This window comes from Priestia sp. RMT2NF4, assembly GCF_047872835.1.
Taxonomy (GTDB): Bacteria; Bacillota; Bacilli; order Bacillales; family Bacillaceae_H; genus Priestia; species Priestia zanthoxyli.
Map to the genome: position 1 here is coordinate 1 of NZ_JBLQZO010000013.1, position 17,925 is coordinate 17,925.

Sequence of the window (17,925 nt, forward strand, 5' to 3'; positions counted from 1 at the left end):
TCCACAGGTAGGACTCGAACCTACGACCGATCGGTTAACAGCCGATAGCTCTACCACTGAGCTACTGTGGAATAATATTTATCAGACTTCTTACATTGTAATCGACATTATATGTAATGTCAATAAGTTTTTGTAATTTCTTTGCCGTTTATTTGAGACGGCTTTATTAATTTACCATAATGAATCTATTTTAGTCAAGCATCTTCTACATTTTTTTTAATTTACCTTTACACTTCCCACAAACATATTTAACTGTGTTCACTTTTCTTTTTCGAACATATTTTTGATCACACTGCATACATACATATATGTGCTCTTTTTTCTTTCCATCACTTTCTTTTTTCAATGCCTGACAAAATCGAGGTGCGTCTACTTCTTTCATTAACCTTTTAAAGTCTTGATCTCCATGCTTATACCCTTTCCCCTCAATATGCAAATGATAGTGACAGAGCTCATGTTTAATAATTTCTACTATTTCTTGTGTGCCATATTGTTCAAAGTATTTGTAGTTTACTTCTATATTAGATGTACGTAACAAATACCTTCCGCCTGTCGTACGTAACCGAGAATTAAAAGTGGCTTCATGACGAAATGGTTTGTGAAACAGCTTCAATGAAATTTCTTCTACAAGTATTTGTAAATCCTTATCATTCATCTTATATACTCCTCTACTGTATGAAATCACCTGACTAGCTCTTTGGGCATACACTTCATTACATACTCACTATTCACCTTATCATAAATGAAAAGGAGTGATTGCCCTTATGCCAATGTGGCTACAAAAACAAATGAGGCGCGCTTATTCTGAAAAAGACCGTGCACAAATAAAATTGCTCAACCAATGTTGGTTTTTTTATCAAAAAAATAATTCCGCTTCTTAAATCACTTCTTTTTACAAATAAAATTGCCTTTTCAGAAAATCTGAAAAGGCAATTTTATTATTGATGGGGCGGAATCATCGTCAGTGCAACTCTTCCTTTTTTCATATCTACGTCTTCTACCCACACATTCACCAAATCTCCTACTGAAACGACATCGAGGGGATGCTTAACGTACCGATTCGTTAATTTAGAAATATGGACTAGACCGTCTTGCTTAACTCCTATATCGATGAACGCTCCGAAGTCTACGACGTTTCGCACCGTTCCTTCAAGCTGAATACCTTTTGCTAGATCCTCTAGCTTCAAAATATCCTGACGGAGCAAAGGTTTTGGCAGTTCATCACGAGGATCTCTTTCCGGTCTTACGAGCGCTTCTATAATGTCTTTTAAAGTAAGCTCCCCTATACTTAGTTCTTCTGATATTTCGGGTAAAGAAATATGTTTTAATGCTTCTTTTACTTTCTCCGTTCCAAGTTCAGTCTCTTTCACTTCCGCTTTCTTTAAAAGCTTTTTAACGTCTCCATATGTTTCAGGATGGATACCCGTTCTGTCTAAAGGTTCTTCACCTTCTATAATACGTAAAAACCCAATACACTGCTCATATGTTTTAGCCCCTAGACGCGGAATTTTCTTCAACTGTTTTCGGTTAGAGAATTTTCCGTTTTCATCCCGATATTTTACAATGTTTTGAGCAACTGTCTTATTTAGACCAGCAACGTATTGTAGAAGCGAAGCAGAAGCCGTGTTTGCATTCACTCCTACTTGGTTTACTACTGTCTCTACAATAAAAGTCAGTGAATCATTTAATTGCTTTTGAGACACATCATGCTGATATTGCCCTACCCCTACCGACTTAGGATCGATTTTCACAAGCTCAGCCAGCGGATCTTGCAGCCTTCTGGCAATCGATACAGCGCTTCGCTCTTCTACTTGAAAATCAGGGAATTCTTCTCTAGCAACATCAGAAGCCGAATATACGCTTGCTCCCGCTTCATTCACAATCAAATAATAAACTGGGTTTTCAATTTCTTTAAGAACATCCGCTACAAATTGCTCCGTTTCGCGAGATGCCGTTCCATTTCCAATTGCCACTACTTCAATAGGGTATTCAGCGAACATTTTCTTTAATTTATTTTGTGCTTCAGCTGCTTTTCTCACAGGAGGATGTGGATAAATAACATCAATTTTTAATACCTTGCCTGTTTCATCTACTACAGCTAATTTGCAGCCTGTTCGAAAAGCTGGATCTACTCCTAATACCACTTTCCCTTTCAATGGAGGTTGGAGAAGAAGTTTTCGTAAGTTTTCAGAAAAGATGTGAATGGCTCTTTCTTCCGCTTTTTCTGATAGGTCTTTACGAATTTCGCGTTCAATAGATGGTTCTATTAAGCGTTTATAAGCATCTTCTATAGCTGAGATGATATAACCTTCAGCTGAAGAATCCCTTTTCTTGATTACTTCTTTATGTAAATATGAAAGAATACGATCTGTAGGCGCGTCAATACTCACTTTTAAAATACCGTCTTTTTCTCCTCTATTCATAGCTAAAATACGGTGAGGAACGATTCGCTTTACCGCTTCTGTATATTCATAGTACATTTCATAGATATTTTTTTCATCTTTTTCCGGATCTTTGACTGAAGTAACAATTATGCCATCTTTTACAGTGGTCGTACGAATCCATTGACGGTAAGATGCTTCGTCAGAAATTTGTTCCGCTACAATGTCTAGGGCTCCCTGAATAGCTTCGTCAGAAGATTGAACTCCTGCTTCTTCATTTATGTATGTTTGCGCTTCAATGTTTACGTCAGAATTCGGGAAACTTAGTAGCCACTGTGCTAATGGTTCAAGACCTTTTTCTTTTGCTACAGTTGCTTTTGTACGTCGTTTTTGCTTAAAAGGGCGGTATAAATCTTCTACTTGCTGCAATTTCTTCGCTTGATGAATTTGAGCAGCCAGTTCCTCAGTTAATTTCCCTTGCTCTTCAATTAATCGGTGAACTTCCTCTTTACGCTCCTCTAAATTCATTAAGTAGTTCCAGGAATCTAAAATATTCCGGATTTGGACTTCATCCAAAGCACCAGTTTGTTCTTTTCTATATCGAGCAATAAAGGGAACTGTATTACCATCTTCTACTAAAGCAATTACGTTTTGTACTTGCTTGTGTGAAATCTCTACCTCTTTACTTACACGTTGAACAATTTGATTATCTAATTTCGTTGCAACAGACACAGCTTATCCTCCTACCTAAATGAAACTTTGTCTCTATTGTAACAAAACTCACATGCAATAACACATGTGAGCTAAAAAGAAAGGCTATGCAGTTGGAAGATGACCAGCGATATACGTAATATCGTCATTATGAGATCGAATTGCTGCCTGTAGGCGTGTCGACAATTGATCGACATTCATCGAGTTAGCAAAAACAGATTTAATCTCTTTTAATTCTAAGCCATCTGTATGAATCAAAAATTTAGAACCGGAGTCATATGGGAAGGTTTGTGTGCGGAACTTTTGAATTTTCCCTGATAAAAAACCTTGAATTGGCAGAGGGTACGTTAATTTCCCCTCCGGAGAATACAGATAAAAGCGGATATTACCTACATTTGTGTAATGAAATTCGTTATGTTTTTTATCAATTTTCAAAATAGCTACTGCTGCGCCTCTTGTATGTCGAGTAGCCTTGTTGCACTTAGAAATGATCTCATCTACATCTAGATGATGATGAGCTTTCGCTACATCCGTAACAGCTACAGAAGCGGCTCTGGCTTGTTCACCGCTTCCTAATCCATCTGCCACTGCACATAGAAAATAATCATCCGTTTCTTTGACATAGTAACTATCTCCACAACACACGTTCCCTTGCTTTGGCTCTTGATATATATGAGTTTGAATCGACTTTGTATTCGGGTCTACTGTCATCACGACATATACTCCGAATCGTTAGAATCTGAGCGAGCTGCAGTCCTTAGCTTATCAAGAGCTCTTCTTTGCAGTCGAGATACATGCATTTGAGAAATCCCTAATTTCTCACCGGCATCTTTTTGACTCAGATTTTCAATAAATGTATAGCGAATTACTTCTTTTTCTCTATCGCTTAATACATGAAGAATCTTTTCTAACACTAAGCGCTGATCAGTTTTCTCATAACCCGACTCTTGTTCACCTACTAAATCAAGGATTGTAACAGTACTTCCATCAGAGTCTGCTTCAATAGAATGATCAACAGACAACGCTTGATAACTTTGCCCCATCTCCATCGTTTCTAAAATTTCTTCCTCTGTCACTCCGATATGATCAGCAATTTCTTTTACTTGAGGAGATCGCTGTAAACGGGTTGTTAGCTCTTCGACAGCTGCTTTAATTTTAGGACCTAATTCTTTGATGCGGCGCGGTACGTGAACACTCCACGTTTTATCGCGTAAAAATCGCTTAATCTCTCCAATGATTGTAGGAACAGCAAACGATTCAAAACTTCTTCCAAATGAAGCATCATACCTTCTAATAGCTCCCAACAGTCCTAGCATCCCTACCTGCACAATATCTTCATGTAAGCTTCTGCCTTTTGAATAACGACGTGCAATAGATTCAACAAGGTTCTTGTAATGTACTACTAGATCACTTTGTGCTTCTTCATCCTGCGTTTTTTGAAAGCGCTCAATTCGTTCCTGAACCTGTTCTTTAGTTAATTTCATAGGTTGAGACTGTGTTTTCATCACTCTCCACCTGCTCTCTTTGCACATACTTAGTCATCATTAGCGTTACACCTTTTGAATTGACCATTTTCACTTCGTCCATTAGTGTTTCAATTAAATATAAACCAAGTCCACCTTCAGGAAGAAATTCAACTTCTTTTGATGTTTCATAAGGTCCTATATGTTCCTTAAGCTCTTCAAAATTAAAGCTTTCACCTTTATCGACCACCATGATTTCTAAACGGTCATCAAATAAACCAAAACCTACTCTCACTTCACCATTTTCTTCATTCTTGTAAGCATGCTGTACGGCATTTGTACATGCCTCACTCACAGCAATTTTCATATCTTCAATTTCATCATAAGAAAAACCCATCCGATTCGCTACACCAGACAGCGTCAGTCGAATAATCGCTACGTAGTCTGGCTTAGCAGGAATCTTCATCTCAACAAAGTCATAAGGCTGTTTCATTTTACGCCACCTTCTACTTGTGAATTCACGTTTAAAATGTCTGTGAGGCCCGTAATATCAAATAAGCGCTTGATGCGCTCTGATACACCAACAAATTTCAAAGAGCCGTTATTTTTCTTATTGGCTTTTAACAATGCAATAAATACACCTAGTCCTGTACTATCCATGTATGATACATCGGTTAAATCGACTATAATTTCCGGTTCAGTATGTTCAGTAATTTCCATGAACTTTTCTTTTAGCTTAGGTGCTGTATATGCGTCAATCTCTCCAGCCAGCTTAATACGATATGCTTGACCGTCCTTTTGTATATCTATTTTTAAATTCATCGTATTAGTAGACCCCCTCTAATTTTGTGCTATCTTTTCTGTACCCTTATTTAGAATACTTAAACTAAACTCTTCAAAATAATCAATGTAAAGTCATCTCTCAATTGAAAATGCTGTAATTTTTCCAGCTCTTTATATACAGATTCTACAATTTCTTGAGGAGACAAATGCATGTATTTTCGAATTAATTTTATGATGTCCAATCTTTCGATAAATCCTTCTTCAGTTCTGCATTCTGTTACACCATCTGTTAACAGAACAATCATATCACCTTTTGAAAGCTGCTGCTCGTACTGAAGATATTTCACATGGCGATCGACTCCTAGCACGAGTCCTTTTGCTTCCAAATCTTCAAATGAATCAGCTTTGGCATCATAATAAAAGCCTGGCTCATGCCCTGCAGATGCATAATCAAATAAGTTTGTCTCGGGATTATAACTTCCGTAGAACATCGTAATAAACATACTTGGATCTACGTTTCTCTCTACAATATTATTCAAGTTCTCCAATACGTAACTTGGATTTTTTCTTGAGTCCGGTAAGCTGTCCATTGCATACTTGATCATAGACATACACATTGCAGCTGGAATTCCTTTTCCGATCACATCGGCAATGGCAATACTTAACCCACCGTGCTCTTCTTCTACAAAGTGAAAATAATCTCCGTTCATCTGTTTAGCAGGTACGCTAATCGCGCCAATTTCTAAAGTTGAACTAGCCGGAACCTTTGTCCCTAACAGCGTCTGCTGGACGTTAGCGGCAACTTCGATTTCAGAACGAAGTTCCCGCTGCTTATTTTTTAATGTTTGATGCTCACGAAGAGCAAGACCGTAGCTAATCATTACCTCAAGTAAAAAGTCCAGAGAATGCAGCACTTTTTCTGGAATATCAGAATAAATTTCTTCAATCACTTCTTTATGAATGCTCACAATATCTTCTGGCGATATTTCATTCTCTAAAGATTTTCTACTTAGTTTTTGTCCTTGATACAAAATTTGTTCATTTTGTGTTTGGATATAGTTCCCCAAAATATCTTTGTATAAATCTCTCATCTCTTTATCAAAAGACATTATCTATTTCCTCCTACCGGAGCCACTTAACTGCTTTAATCTCAGTACCTTCTCCGACATTTGTTTCGATGTCAAACTCATCCATCAATCGTTTTACCCCAGGAAGCCCAGCTCCTAGTCCACCCGATGTTGAGTATCCATCTTCCATTACTTTGCGAACGTCGGGGATACCTGGCCCTTCATCTGTTGCTACGACAAGAAGACCGTTTTTTCCTCCACGATTTAATTTCTCAATATAGATTTGACCCTTACCCGCATATAGGTAAATATTACGAGCTAATTCAGAAATGGCGGTTGTAATACGAGCTTGGTCAACTGTTCCAAACCCTAGCTCTTTCGACACATTTCTACCTAATTGGCGTGCCGCTACGATGTCCCATTCTGTTACGATTTTTACGCTGGATTGGAATTCCATATACTAATCCCCCAATTCCGATTGGAGTTTCTCAAGACCTTTTTCTAAATCGAGTGCAGTAAGAACATCGTTTAGGCCAATCCCTAACTCAACAAGTGTAATAGCTACTGCAGGCTGGATACCTGTTAATACTACTCTGGCCCCCATCAAATTAGACATGCTAACCACGTCACCTAACACTTTTGCGATGAATGAATCGATCATATCAATTGAAGTTAAATCGATTACCACTCCTTTTGCTCCAGTTTGATGAATTTTACTTAGCAAATCTTCTTGGAATTGAATAGCCGTTTGATCATCCAGCTCCCATTGAATGGATACCAATAAGTAGTCGTACAATTTCAAAATGGGTATTCTCACGTTTATTCCTCCGATTCTATATCAACTATTTTCCGCTCAGTCATTTCTAACGCAAACTCTACACCTTTTTTTAATGAGTTTTTCGTAATAATTTCATTTAAGTTAATACCTAAGTTCACAATAGTCTGAGCAATTTCCGGACGAATTCCTACTAACAAACACTTGGCTCCAACCAAACGTACGGCTTCAGCAGCTTGAATGATATGATGGGCAACCATCGTATCCACTACTGGTACTCCGGTAATATCTATTAATACGACCTCTGATCGGTGCTTTACGACACCTTGCAGTAAGTTTTCCATAATTTTCTTTGCACGATCGGTGTCAATTGTTCCCACAAGCGGCATTACCGTAATTTTATCAAATACCGGTATTAATGGAGCAGACAATTCTTGAAGTGCAACTTTTTGCAACATAACTGTATTTTCCCACGAGTTGGAGTATTGTTCTACTATTTTGTTATAAATAGGGCTTAACCACTTGTCAAACCGATAGAATAATTCAGAATGAGTTTGATCAGCCTTTACATGTTCACTGTTTACATACCCTTCAACCACTACATGACCCAAGTTACGTACACCCTGTGTCAAATAAGCAAGAGGCCATCCTAAACTCACAACTCGTCCTACTACTTCCTCTAGTTCCTCTGCAAAATTTTCCTGATCACGGAATGCTTTTGCCAAAAGTAAATTTACAAAATCAGAGCTTACATTTACGTACACTTGCTCGGATACAATGTTTTTAATCCGCTCTGTTTCCACATCATTCATTAACACTAGCCATCGATCAAAAATTTCTGATTTATGATTTTGTATATAATTGAATAAATCTTGATTCATGAGGTCCTCCTTGTGAGTCAATACACTCATTTATATCTATATATATATTATCATTTTTAAAACGTTTCTTATTACAATATACGTTTACTGATTATTCCTAGTCAAATTAAAAAAGTTGCTCATAAAGGAGCAACTTAGCATAAATGGAAGTATAATTCTAAAAGTCGATAAGTCCTACACTGATTTGCAAGGCTTCATCCACTCTGTCCATCATTTCATCATCTAAATGGGTAATCTTGTCTGTTAGCCTCTGTTTATCAATAGTACGAATTTGTTCTAGTAAAATAACTGAATCTCGCTCAAATCCATAGCGCTTTGCATCAATTTCAACATGCGTAGGTAACTTTGCCTTTTGAATTTGAGCAGTGATCGCAGCTACAATAACAGTTGGGCTAAAACGATTGCCTATATCATTTTGAATGACAAGTACAGGGCGAACGCCTCCTTGTTCTGAGCCAACAACAGGAGATAGGTCAGCAAAATAAACGTCGCCACGTTTGACTACCAAGTCATTACCCCCCGCTTACTAAACGATCCACAGTATGATCAGCTTCATACTCTGCTAGAAAAGCCTCGGAAGCAATATTTAAGTTTATCTTTGCCATCTCCATATATCCACGTCTCATTGATTCGCGAATATGGCGTTTTTTTCGCTCACGAAGGTACAATTTTGTTGCTTGGTGAATAAAATCACTTCGGTTGCCATTTTCTTGTTTAACCATAAGATCGAGCTCCGATACTAAATTTTTCGGTAATCTTACTAGGATTTCTGTAGTTGCGCTCGCTTCAGACACAAACATACACCTCCAACATCAATACACACACCAATAGTCTCATCTTTCCTTATCATAACATTGATTAGCTTTAATGGAAAGTTAATTCTGTCAATTTCTACACTATTATCGTCAATTGATACCCTCTTTTATGCATGGAAGTTATTATTTTATTGTCTTTTGTTCGCAGGCTTTTTATGTTGACTCAGGAAGATGTATATTCAGCGCAAGATATAATTATTAACATGAATGTGCTGAGAATCTCTTGTATAAACCCTCGGAACCCTTGCTGCAATCATGCAAGGGATTTCATAATTAATTGTTTCAAGATGCTTTGCTACTTCATCAATTGTAATTTCAGCACCTTGTTGTTTTCCAATAAATGTTACTTTTGTACCCATTTTATACATTTTAGGCAATTTAATCATCAATTGATCCATGCATATCCTACCAACAATTGGCACTTTAACTCCATCTACTAACACTTCAAAATTACTTAATTTGCGAATCCAGCCGTCTGCGTATCCTACTGGAATAGTAGCAATCCATTCATCTTCTTTAGCTTCATAAGTAGCTCCGTAACTGATATGACTCCCTTTTTTGACTTTTTTAACATGCACAATACGGCTGTGCAGCGAAAAAGCTTGTTTTAACGGAATTGGCAAGACTTCTTTTAATTCCTCTGAAGGACTCAAGCCATACATAGAGATACCTAAGCGTACGCCATTAAAGATATCGCTCGGACGACGAAGCAAAGCTGCGCTATTTGCACAGTGAATCATCGGAGGTGTAAAATTATGTTCTTTCACAATTCGAACCATTTCTTCAAAGAATGTGTATTGTTCTTCAAAATAAGACGAATTTAGCTCGTCTGCTGTTGCAAAGTGTGTAAACACTCCATCCAGCGCGAATCCTGAATGAGAAGTGATGATATTCATCGTTTCGTGTAATTCTTCTTTTGTTCTAATTCCTAAGCGACCCATGCCTGTATCTATTTTTAAATGCATATGCAACTGACTGTTTGCACCTAGAATGGACGCCGCTTCTTCAATCCAAGCTTTGCTATAAGCAGTGACCGTTACATCCCACTTCAATGCAGTTTGAATGTGTAAGGGAGGCACGGCTCCTAATACTAAAATGGATTCCTTTATTCCTTTTTTTCGAAGAGCAATAGCTTCATCCAAAAAAGCTACAGCTAGCATATCAGCGCCAGCTTGAAGCGCAATCTCTGCTACTTCTTTATCTCCATGCCCGTACGCATTCGCTTTTACTACGGCCATTAACGTTTTATGCCCCGGTATCAGTTCTCTTACATGATTCACATTTTGAAAAATGGCTTCTACATCAATTTCTGCCCATGTTTCTCTATAAAATGCATCCATTACTACGACACTTCCTTTTTTCAGAACCATTCTAAACGTACTTTCCTCTGTTAGTATAATACATCTATAGCCAAACTTCATCTCGATCTTTATTCAAATTAAGCAAGAACAAGCCTACATATATGCAGGCTTGTAAGCTTCTCTTATTTTCCCATCTGACTTTGCACAGATCTAGCAACTGTACTCAATTCATCTGGTGTCAGCTGATCAGAAGCCAGCATAAAGTCTACTCCATTATATGTCCAAGATAGACTTTTATCCGTTAAAGCTCCCACAGTAAAACCTAAATCAAATGGCTCTCCGGCAGTAACTGTAGATGTTGCTGTTTTAGCTACTTGCGCTTTTTCTTGTACAAGCGTAAACGGCTTTTCTCCTTTGTACATTAAAACGACTCTCTCACCATTTTCCGTCTCGATTTTCTTTTCCTTGGACAGCTTTGTACCTTTTGGAACGTCCTTAGGATAAAGAACGCTAAATGATTTGTGCTGAGCTAATGTCGGAATGTCAATCTTTGCACTTGTCATGTTTCTTTTTGTATCAAAAGCCCCTTTATCAAACTTAGAATCGAATTTCACCTTAGAGAAATCAACTTTTATTAACACTTTATTATCCGTATCCATAATTTTAACCGACACAGGCGCTAAGTCACTTTTGTTCAGCGTAATTTCTTGTTTAGGAAGCATTGTGCTATTTTGATAGTTCGTTTTTGTTTCAAAAATATAATGTTTATCCGTTGACTTAAAACTTGCCTTTTCATCCTTCACAATATCTTGGACAAGGGATTCATACAAATAAGCTTGACTGCTATTTTGCGGCCAGTCACTTTGAAAACGAAAGCTTTTATTTAAGGCAGGCGTTAAAACAAAAACCCCTTCATCATTACGCAAAATCATTTGGCTTTGATCTTTCTTTGTATTTTTCAAATTCACTCGATAGTACATAGGCTTACTATGCCAAATCTCTACATCGTATACTTGAGCATCTTTCCCTGTATTCAATGTCATCTTAGCATCTGATTTATACCCCGCCATTTCTTGTACCTTGGCTTCCAATGCATCTGTTACATCCTGCTGACTTTTTTCACCGCATGCTGATAAGGCTAAGAGAAAAAAGGCGCAAACAAATAAGCCAATCCATTTTTTATGCATTTCCCCAACTCCTTTGTTTCGTATATTCACAGCTAAACGGAGAAGCAAGAACATATCTTGTATCCCCTATCCACACTATGAATATATGAACAAGAAATAGTGAATATGCAGACTAGCTTGACAAGCGTTCAATAATTACTTGAGCAATCGCATAGTGCGCACTGTGGGAAATAGATACGTGTACAGACGCTTCCAGTGGTTGTTTTGTAACAATGTGGGGTTTCCCTCTTTCATCATTCACGATTTCGATATCTTGGAAGCTAAAATCTTTCCCTATTCCTGTTCCAAGAGCTTTCGAATATGCTTCCTTCACAGCAAATCTTCCTGCTAAAAATTCGACCTTACGTCGGCTTGATAGCTTTTCATAGCGTTCTCTTTCATTTTTTGTTAAAATCCGAGTAATAAAAGCGCTTTGACGCTGCACCATTTTTTCAATCCGCTCTAACTCTGTAATATCAATTCCAGTTCCTATAATCATTTTCATTTAATCCTCTCTTACAGAATAGTATATAAAAATGCCTTTATAAAAAGGAGTGACAAATATGTTCGTACGCACAGAAAATGCAGCTGAATTTAAACGTTTTTATCCTGTTACCTTCACACTTATCTGCATCCACATTGCGCTATGGTTACTTGCCGCTCTTCCCTCACACCTTGCAGAATCTTTTATACATCAGCTTATTGGTGTGAATAGTTTAATTTCCCAAGGAGACTACTGGCGGCTTTTCACACCTATCTTTTTACATCTAAGCTTTTCACATCTTCTTTTCAACTCATTTTCCTTGTTCTTGTTAGGACCAGGCGCTGAGCGTATTCTTTCTTCTTATAAGTTTCTTCTATTCTACCTTACGTGTGGATTGCTTGGAAATATCGTTACATTTCTAATCCAATCTTCTTTTTACAGCCATGTGGGTGCATCCGGTGCCATTTTCGGACTGCTGGGATTTTACCTCTATCTTGTCATAAAACAAAAGCATATGCTTTCTAAAAGCAACCAGCAAATCATTGTCGTCTTTTTAATTATTGGATTACTTTCAGGTCTGCTAACGCCAGGAACCAACAATACAGCTCATTTCGCTGGAGGTATTGCTGGATTTCTTCTCGCTTTTCTTACGTTCAAACAGAAAAACAAGCCACAGATATAAGGCCTGCTTTAGGATTTAATATAAAAAGTGGATGAGTTAATAAATTCCACATCTTCATAAGTCTTCAAATCTCTTACTAACTGAAAGAGCGCTTCATCTTTTTTCTTAGCTTCAATCATGCAATCAATTTGCGGTATCGTTCCATTTACTTCTTTTAAAAAGCTGTAAAACCCATTAACATCGATATAATCTGCATGGGCTCTAAATTCTTTATCACTTTTAGGACTAGATATATGCATTTTTAGAGGGAGTGTTTCATGTTCCCATGTTCTAATGATACGGTCCCAATGCTCTTGCCATGAAGTTTCATCGTTGTTCGCCTGATGATGATGAAGATCAAAAATGATTGGGACATTTAGTTTTTCACATAAATACAAGACGTCTTTTATATGAAAGGTTGTATCGTCGTTTTCCAACATAATCATTTGCTGAAGGGATTGAGGTACAAGCCCCCAATTATGAATAAACTGCTCCAGTGCTTTTTCTTTATCATTATAAGCTCCTCCAACATGTAAAACACAGCGATTTTGAAGCGGAATATCCATTCCTTTCAGCAACTTTTGATGCATGCGAAGAGTTTGGATAGAATGCTTAAAAACCTCTTTATCCGTTGAGTTTAAAACAACAAAATGATCCGGGTGAAAATCTACTCGCATTGGATGTTCCTTCAAAAATACAGAAATACGCTGAAGAGCATCTTTTAAAGGAGCTATGTAGTTCCACTCTTTTAGTGCCTCATGGTTAGCTAATGGAATTAACTTAGAACTGAATCGAAAAAACTCAATTTCACTCCACGCATTATGTTTTAATAACCGTAAGCAGTTTTCTAAGTTGGATATTGCAATACGTTCGAGCTTGCGAATGGCCGCTTCATGGTCTTTCACACGCTGAAATTGTGCAAAAGTCATTGTTTGAGAAGGAGAACTATTTTCCAAATGAACGCTCATCGCCACATAACCTAACCGAACAATGGTCGACATTAGTGAACACCCCATTTTATTTTACTCATAGTGTGCACCAATAAAATAGCAATTAACACATAAAAAAAACGAGCCTGTTAAGGCTCGTTTTTATTTTACGCTTTGCTGCGAGAATCTTTACGATTACTGCTGCTATTGCGATTTCTATTATCACTGCCGTTGCTTCCACCGCGACGCTTGTCACCAAAACGCTTTGAGTTTCCACGACGATTTTGCTGTGAGTAGTTTTTAGAGTTAGAACGTGAACGACCTCCGCCATTTCCACGTTTGTTTTTATCACCTTTTGCAATTACCGGTGGTTCAGCAGTTAATTGAATTGGTGATTCATTTGGTTCTTTTGTAAATAATTTGATTGCCGCTGCCACTAATGAAACTGAATCGTGCTCTTCAAGTAACTCTTCTGCCAACTGTTTGTAGTAAGATAAGTTGCCTTGTGTCACAGATTCCGTTAATTTGTCAGCTGCAATACGCTGTTGACCTTCCATTGCTTCATCAAGCGTTGGAGCAGTCATACGCTCCATTTTACGTTTTGTTGTACGCTCAATATTGTGTAACTGTCCAGTTTCTCTTGGCGTTACAAATGTCATAGCAGCACCCATTTTACCAGCACGTCCTGTACGTCCGATACGGTGTACATAGCTCTCCGGATCTTGAGGGATATCAAAGTTGTATACATGAGTAACACCAGAAATATCAAGTCCGCGTGCAGCTACGTCTGTCGCAACTAATACATCAATAGAACCTTCTTTAAATTGACGTAGTACAGATAGACGTTTCGATTGTGTCAAGTCACCATGGATACCTTGTGCAGAATAACCACGCATATTTAATGCTTCTGATAACTCATCAACACGGCGCTTTGTACGACCAAAGATGATAGCTAATTCAGGTGATTGCATATCTAAAAGACGAGTAAGGATATCAAATTTACGCTTTTCTTGTACTTCTAAATAATACTGCGTAATGTTTGGCATCGTTACTTCTTTTGCTTTTACTTTTACCACTTTTGGTTCGTTCATGAATTTTTCAGCAATGCGACGGATTGGAGTAGGCATTGTTGCTGAGAATAAAAGTGTTTGGTGGTTCTCAGGTACGTTTGATAAGATTTTTTCAATGTCTTCGATGAATCCCATGTTTAACATTTCATCTGCTTCATCTAAAATAACTGTATGAACGTCTTGTAGACGAAGTGTACGACGATTAATATGATCTAGCATACGTCCTGGTGTCCCTACGATGATATGAGGGTGCTTTTTCAATGCACGAATTTGACGACTGATATCTTGACCACCATAAATTGATAGCACGCGTACGCGCTTTGTTTGACCAATTTTGTAAAGTTCTTCAGATACCTGTACAGCAAGTTCACGAGTAGGAGCAATAATTAACCCTTGAATTGCATCTACGTTTACATCAACTTTTTCAATAAGAGGAATACCAAATGCCGCTGTTTTCCCTGTTCCTGTTTGTGCTTGTCCGATCAAATCGTGACCTTCTAGTGCTAATGGGATAGTTTCTGATTGAATTGGTGTTGCTTCTTCAAAACCCATTTTACTCACAGCTTTGTTAAGCTGTTGACTTAATCCTAAATCTTGAAATAATGCCAAGTTTTTCAAACTCCTTTTATATTTAGACTATCTATATTTTACAAAAAAAAGCATTCTCCGAGGAAACGGAAAATGCTCTAAACGACTACTTCAATAAATTCAACGTTTAGAGTATAAGCGCCTCAAGACACTCAGACTACATCATAACACTATGGCTTTCCGTTTGCAATAGAGCTTACTTATACTCTTTTTAATATCACGGTAATTTATGCATCATTTTTGAGATAACTTCCTCAAGCTTCATCCCTCGAGATGCTTTCACTAAAACCACATCTTCTCTTGTTGTAATCGCTGTTAATTTTTCAACAAGCTCATCTTTCTCCTCAAAGTGTATTACCTTATCTTCTGCAAAATTATTTTTTGCTCCTTGCTCAATTTCAACAGATAAAGGACCGTATGTTAGAACATAATCAATTTTTTCTGCTTGAATAAACTCTCCCACTTCTTTGTGGAACTCTTTTTCCTGATCGCCTAATTCAAGCATATCCCCGAGAACAAGAATTTTTTGCTTATAGCCTTCTAAATCATGCATCAACGTGATAGCAGCTTTAACGGACGTTGGACTTGCGTTATATGCGTCGTTAATGAAGGTCAGGCCATCTGTTCGTTTTACAAGCTCCATACGCATATTTGTTAGCTTTAATTCTTTTAATCCCTTAGCGATTGTTTCGTTGTCTAGTCCAAAATAATGACCTACCGCAATAGCAGAAAGCGCATTGTGAACATTATGTTTACCTAATACCGGGATAAAGAATGAATATGTTGTTTCACGTGAAACAGTGAATGTTGTTCCTAACTCTTCGGCTGAAATAGCACTTGGATACAAATCGTTTTGTTCTGAGCTGCCAAATGTCACCGTTTCAAATGCTGGATTAACTACGCGCGACGTTAAAAGTGGCTCATCACCATTATAGACAAGCTGACCTGTTGGTGCTAAGCCGCTTGTAATTTCTAATTTTGCCTCCGCAATTCCATCACGACTTCCTAAGTCTTGAAGGTGCGATTCTCCGATATTTGTAATAATGGCCACATCAGGCTCCGCTAAATTAGAAAGAAACTCAATCTCTCCTCGGCTGCTCATGCCCATTTCTAAAACGGCAATATCATGAGTTTCATCTAAACGCAAAATAGTAAGCGGCATGCCAATATGATTATTAAAGTTTCCATCTGTTTTCAGAACACGGTAAGTTGTATCAAGCACAGCTTTCACCATGTCTTTTGCCGTTGTTTTTCCGTTACTTCCTGTAATGCCCACTACTTTAATATCTAACTCGTGACGATAGGATTTCGCTAATTGCTGAAGAGCTTCTAGCGTATCATCGACTAAAATAACGCTAATGTCTGTCGGTGGGTTTTCTTCATCTTTGTTCCACAGAGTAGCGACCGCTCCGTTTTCAATTGCTTTATCGACAAATACATGCCCGTTAAAACGTTCCCCTCTAATTGGGATATATAAATTGCCTTGCTGAATAGTTCTCGTATCAATTGAGACTCCCTCAATTACAGTTGCTTCGTTCCCGCTATGAAATACACTTCCTGGAATCATTGCAGCTAGCTGTTTAAGCGTACGTTTAATCATTGTTGGTTTGCTCCTCTCGATATAAAGTAAACTATGGATACTATTTAATTGAAACTAAACACAGAAACACTATTCATGATGAATAGTGTTGTGTGAGTTACATTGTGTGTTTAATTTGCTGCTTTTCGGTATGACGTTCAATTGCTAGTGATACAAGTTTTTCAATTAAATCTGGATATTCAACACCTGCGTGTTTCCACAATAACGGGAACATACTGAAAGGTGTAAAACCAGGCATCGTGTTCACTTCATTAATAATGAATTTACCTTCTGATGTTAAGAAGAAATCTGCACGTACAAGACCAGATCCATCAATTGCTTTAAATGCTTTGATTGCTAGTGCTGACATTTCTTGATGCTGTTCTTCTGTAATTTCAGCTGGAATAATAAGACCTGTATCGCCGTCTTCATATTTTGCTTTGTAATCGTAAAACGCTTTTTTAGGTAAGATTTCTCCAACTACTGAACAAGCTGCTTCATCATTCCCCAACACACCAATTTCAACTTCACGACCAACTGCTGCTGCTTCTACAATGATTTTTCGATCGAATAAGAAGGCTTCAACAAATGCCGCTTCTAACTCTTCTCGGTTATCACATTTGCTAATCCCAACACTTGAACCTAAGTTTGCTGGTTTAACAAAGCAAGGGTATCCAAGTGTTTCTACTTTTTCATAAGCAGCCGTTCGATCTGCTTCCCACTCGCGGCGGATAAATGATACGTACTCCACTTGAGGCAGACCTGCCTGTGCAAACAGCTGCTTCATTACAACTTTATCCATACCAGCTGCTGAAGCTAATACGCCGTTTCCAACATAAGGAATATTCAATAATTCTAATAATCCTTGTACCGTACCATCTTCTCCATTTGGACCATGAAGAAGTGGGAAAATAACATCTAGTTGATCATCTGTTTTTGAATCTGTTAATGCAAACATTTCTGTATTCAATGAAACTGGTGAAATAGCTGTTCCGTTATCTTGAATTTCTAATTGAGCAACTGTTTCAAGCGGACCAGTCAGCTGTGTGCCGCGAATCCATTCTCCTGTTTCTGTAATGTAAATTGGATGCACTTCATATTTATCGTGATTAATTGCTTTTGAAACTGCTAGAGCTGTTTGTAAAGATACTTTATGTTCAGCGGATTTTCCTCCGTATAAAAGGCCAAGCTTAATTTTCACTGATGTTCCTCCTAACACATATTCATCTTTTCTATTTTATCATGCACGTTTAGATAGTAAACAGAAATAT

21 protein-coding genes and 1 tRNA gene are annotated in these 17,925 nt (G+C 37.8%); 2 read left to right on the forward strand and 20 right to left on the reverse strand.

Features of this window, described 5'->3' with window-relative positions; translation table 11 throughout:
- Together ACMX9J_RS26015 and ACMX9J_RS26020 are read right to left on the reverse strand one after the other, a co-directional pair.
- A tRNA-Asn gene (locus ACMX9J_RS26015) sits at positions 1–71 on the reverse strand.
- Between the two features lie 134 nt (positions 72–205).
- Positions 206–655, reverse strand: a complete 450-nt coding sequence (locus ACMX9J_RS26020; RefSeq protein WP_028411875.1) for a SprT family protein — start codon at positions 653–655, stop codon at positions 206–208.
- 109 nt (positions 656–764) lie between these two features.
- On the opposite strand from ACMX9J_RS26020, the gene cmpA reads away from it, so the two are divergent.
- On the forward strand, positions 765–881 hold the full coding sequence (cmpA, locus tag ACMX9J_RS26025; RefSeq protein WP_013055014.1) for a cortex morphogenetic protein CmpA: 117 nt from the start codon (positions 765–767) through the stop codon (positions 879–881).
- A gap of 57 nt (positions 882–938) precedes the next feature.
- On the opposite strand, the gene ACMX9J_RS26030 is transcribed toward cmpA, so the two are convergent.
- From ACMX9J_RS26030 to acpS, 14 genes are all read right to left on the reverse strand, one after another.
- Positions 939–3,113, reverse strand: coding sequence for a Tex family protein (locus ACMX9J_RS26030; RefSeq protein ID WP_048022347.1), 2,175 nt, complete (start codon positions 3,111–3,113; stop codon positions 939–941).
- A gap of 84 nt (positions 3,114–3,197) precedes the next feature.
- Entirely contained in the window at positions 3,198–3,803 is a 606-nt protein-coding gene (locus tag ACMX9J_RS26035) for a PP2C family serine/threonine-protein phosphatase (protein ID WP_033580804.1), read from the reverse strand.
- Entirely contained in the window at positions 3,803–4,597 is a 795-nt protein-coding gene (gene sigB, locus ACMX9J_RS26040; RefSeq protein WP_013055011.1) for an RNA polymerase sigma factor SigB, read from the reverse strand. Before sigB ends, ACMX9J_RS26035 begins: the two co-directional genes overlap by 1 nt.
- Positions 4,563–5,048, reverse strand: coding sequence for an anti-sigma B factor RsbW (gene rsbW / locus ACMX9J_RS26045; RefSeq protein WP_013055010.1), 486 nt, complete (start codon positions 5,046–5,048; stop codon positions 4,563–4,565). The genes sigB and rsbW overlap by 35 nt, the downstream gene beginning before the upstream one ends.
- Positions 5,045–5,377, reverse strand: coding sequence for an anti-sigma factor antagonist (locus ACMX9J_RS26050; RefSeq protein ID WP_013055009.1), 333 nt, complete (start codon positions 5,375–5,377; stop codon positions 5,045–5,047). Before ACMX9J_RS26050 ends, rsbW begins: the two co-directional genes overlap by 4 nt.
- A gap of 59 nt (positions 5,378–5,436) precedes the next feature.
- On the reverse strand, positions 5,437–6,447 hold the full coding sequence (locus ACMX9J_RS26055; RefSeq protein ID WP_013055008.1) for a PP2C family protein-serine/threonine phosphatase: 1,011 nt from the start codon (positions 6,445–6,447) through the stop codon (positions 5,437–5,439).
- Positions 6,448–6,460: 13 nt separating this feature from the next.
- Positions 6,461–6,862, reverse strand: a complete 402-nt coding sequence (locus ACMX9J_RS26060; RefSeq protein WP_013055007.1) for an anti-sigma regulatory factor — start codon at positions 6,860–6,862, stop codon at positions 6,461–6,463.
- Between the two features lie 3 nt (positions 6,863–6,865).
- Positions 6,866–7,222, reverse strand: a complete 357-nt coding sequence (locus tag ACMX9J_RS26065) for an STAS domain-containing protein (RefSeq protein WP_013055006.1) — start codon at positions 7,220–7,222, stop codon at positions 6,866–6,868.
- 2 nt (positions 7,223–7,224) lie between these two features.
- A complete protein-coding gene (locus tag ACMX9J_RS26070) occupies positions 7,225–8,061 on the reverse strand; it encodes an RsbT co-antagonist protein RsbRA (protein WP_013055005.1) in 837 nt (278 codons plus the stop codon).
- A 157-nt stretch (positions 8,062–8,218) separates the two neighbouring features.
- Positions 8,219–8,569 (reverse strand): type II toxin-antitoxin system endoribonuclease NdoA, encoded by a 351-nt coding sequence (gene ndoA / locus ACMX9J_RS26075; protein ID WP_013055004.1) that lies wholly within the window; start codon positions 8,567–8,569, stop codon positions 8,219–8,221.
- A gap of 4 nt (positions 8,570–8,573) precedes the next feature.
- The gene (locus tag ACMX9J_RS26080) at positions 8,574–8,855 is read right to left on the reverse strand and encodes a CopG family ribbon-helix-helix protein (RefSeq protein WP_013055003.1); all 282 of its coding nucleotides are present in this window, start codon (positions 8,853–8,855) and stop codon (positions 8,574–8,576) included.
- Between the two features lie 200 nt (positions 8,856–9,055).
- A complete protein-coding gene (alr, locus tag ACMX9J_RS26085; protein WP_176345086.1) occupies positions 9,056–10,246 on the reverse strand; it encodes an alanine racemase in 1,191 nt (396 codons plus the stop codon).
- Between the two features lie 113 nt (positions 10,247–10,359).
- Positions 10,360–11,418, reverse strand: coding sequence for a LolA family protein (locus tag ACMX9J_RS26090; RefSeq protein WP_176345087.1), 1,059 nt, complete (start codon positions 11,416–11,418; stop codon positions 10,360–10,362).
- Positions 11,419–11,476: 58 nt separating this feature from the next.
- Entirely contained in the window at positions 11,477–11,842 is a 366-nt protein-coding gene (gene acpS, locus ACMX9J_RS26095) for a holo-ACP synthase (protein WP_028411881.1), read from the reverse strand.
- 64 nt (positions 11,843–11,906) lie between these two features.
- On the opposite strand from acpS, the gene ACMX9J_RS26100 reads away from it, so the two are divergent.
- Positions 11,907–12,509, forward strand: coding sequence for a rhomboid family intramembrane serine protease (locus ACMX9J_RS26100; RefSeq protein WP_028411882.1), 603 nt, complete (start codon positions 11,907–11,909; stop codon positions 12,507–12,509).
- A gap of 8 nt (positions 12,510–12,517) precedes the next feature.
- Here ACMX9J_RS26100 and uvsE read toward each other — a convergent pair whose 3' ends face one another.
- The 4 genes from uvsE to ACMX9J_RS26120 all read right to left on the reverse strand — a co-directional run bounded on the left by uvsE (position 12,518) and on the right by ACMX9J_RS26120 (position 17,855).
- Positions 12,518–13,489: a UV DNA damage repair endonuclease UvsE gene (gene uvsE, locus ACMX9J_RS26105; protein WP_033580801.1), complete on the reverse strand. Its 972-nt coding sequence runs from the start codon at positions 13,487–13,489 to the stop codon at positions 12,518–12,520.
- 95 nt (positions 13,490–13,584) lie between these two features.
- The gene (locus tag ACMX9J_RS26110) at positions 13,585–15,096 is read right to left on the reverse strand and encodes a DEAD/DEAH box helicase (protein ID WP_028411884.1); all 1,512 of its coding nucleotides are present in this window, start codon (positions 15,094–15,096) and stop codon (positions 13,585–13,587) included.
- A gap of 196 nt (positions 15,097–15,292) precedes the next feature.
- Positions 15,293–16,675 (reverse strand): UDP-N-acetylmuramoyl-tripeptide--D-alanyl-D-alanine ligase, encoded by a 1,383-nt coding sequence (locus ACMX9J_RS26115; RefSeq protein WP_176345089.1) that lies wholly within the window; start codon positions 16,673–16,675, stop codon positions 15,293–15,295.
- A gap of 97 nt (positions 16,676–16,772) precedes the next feature.
- Positions 16,773–17,855 carry a D-alanine--D-alanine ligase gene (locus tag ACMX9J_RS26120; protein WP_098113855.1) on the reverse strand — a complete coding sequence of 361 codons (1,083 nt, stop codon included), beginning with the start codon at positions 17,853–17,855 and terminating at the stop codon, positions 16,773–16,775.
- Positions 17,856–17,925: the final 70 nt, after the last annotated feature.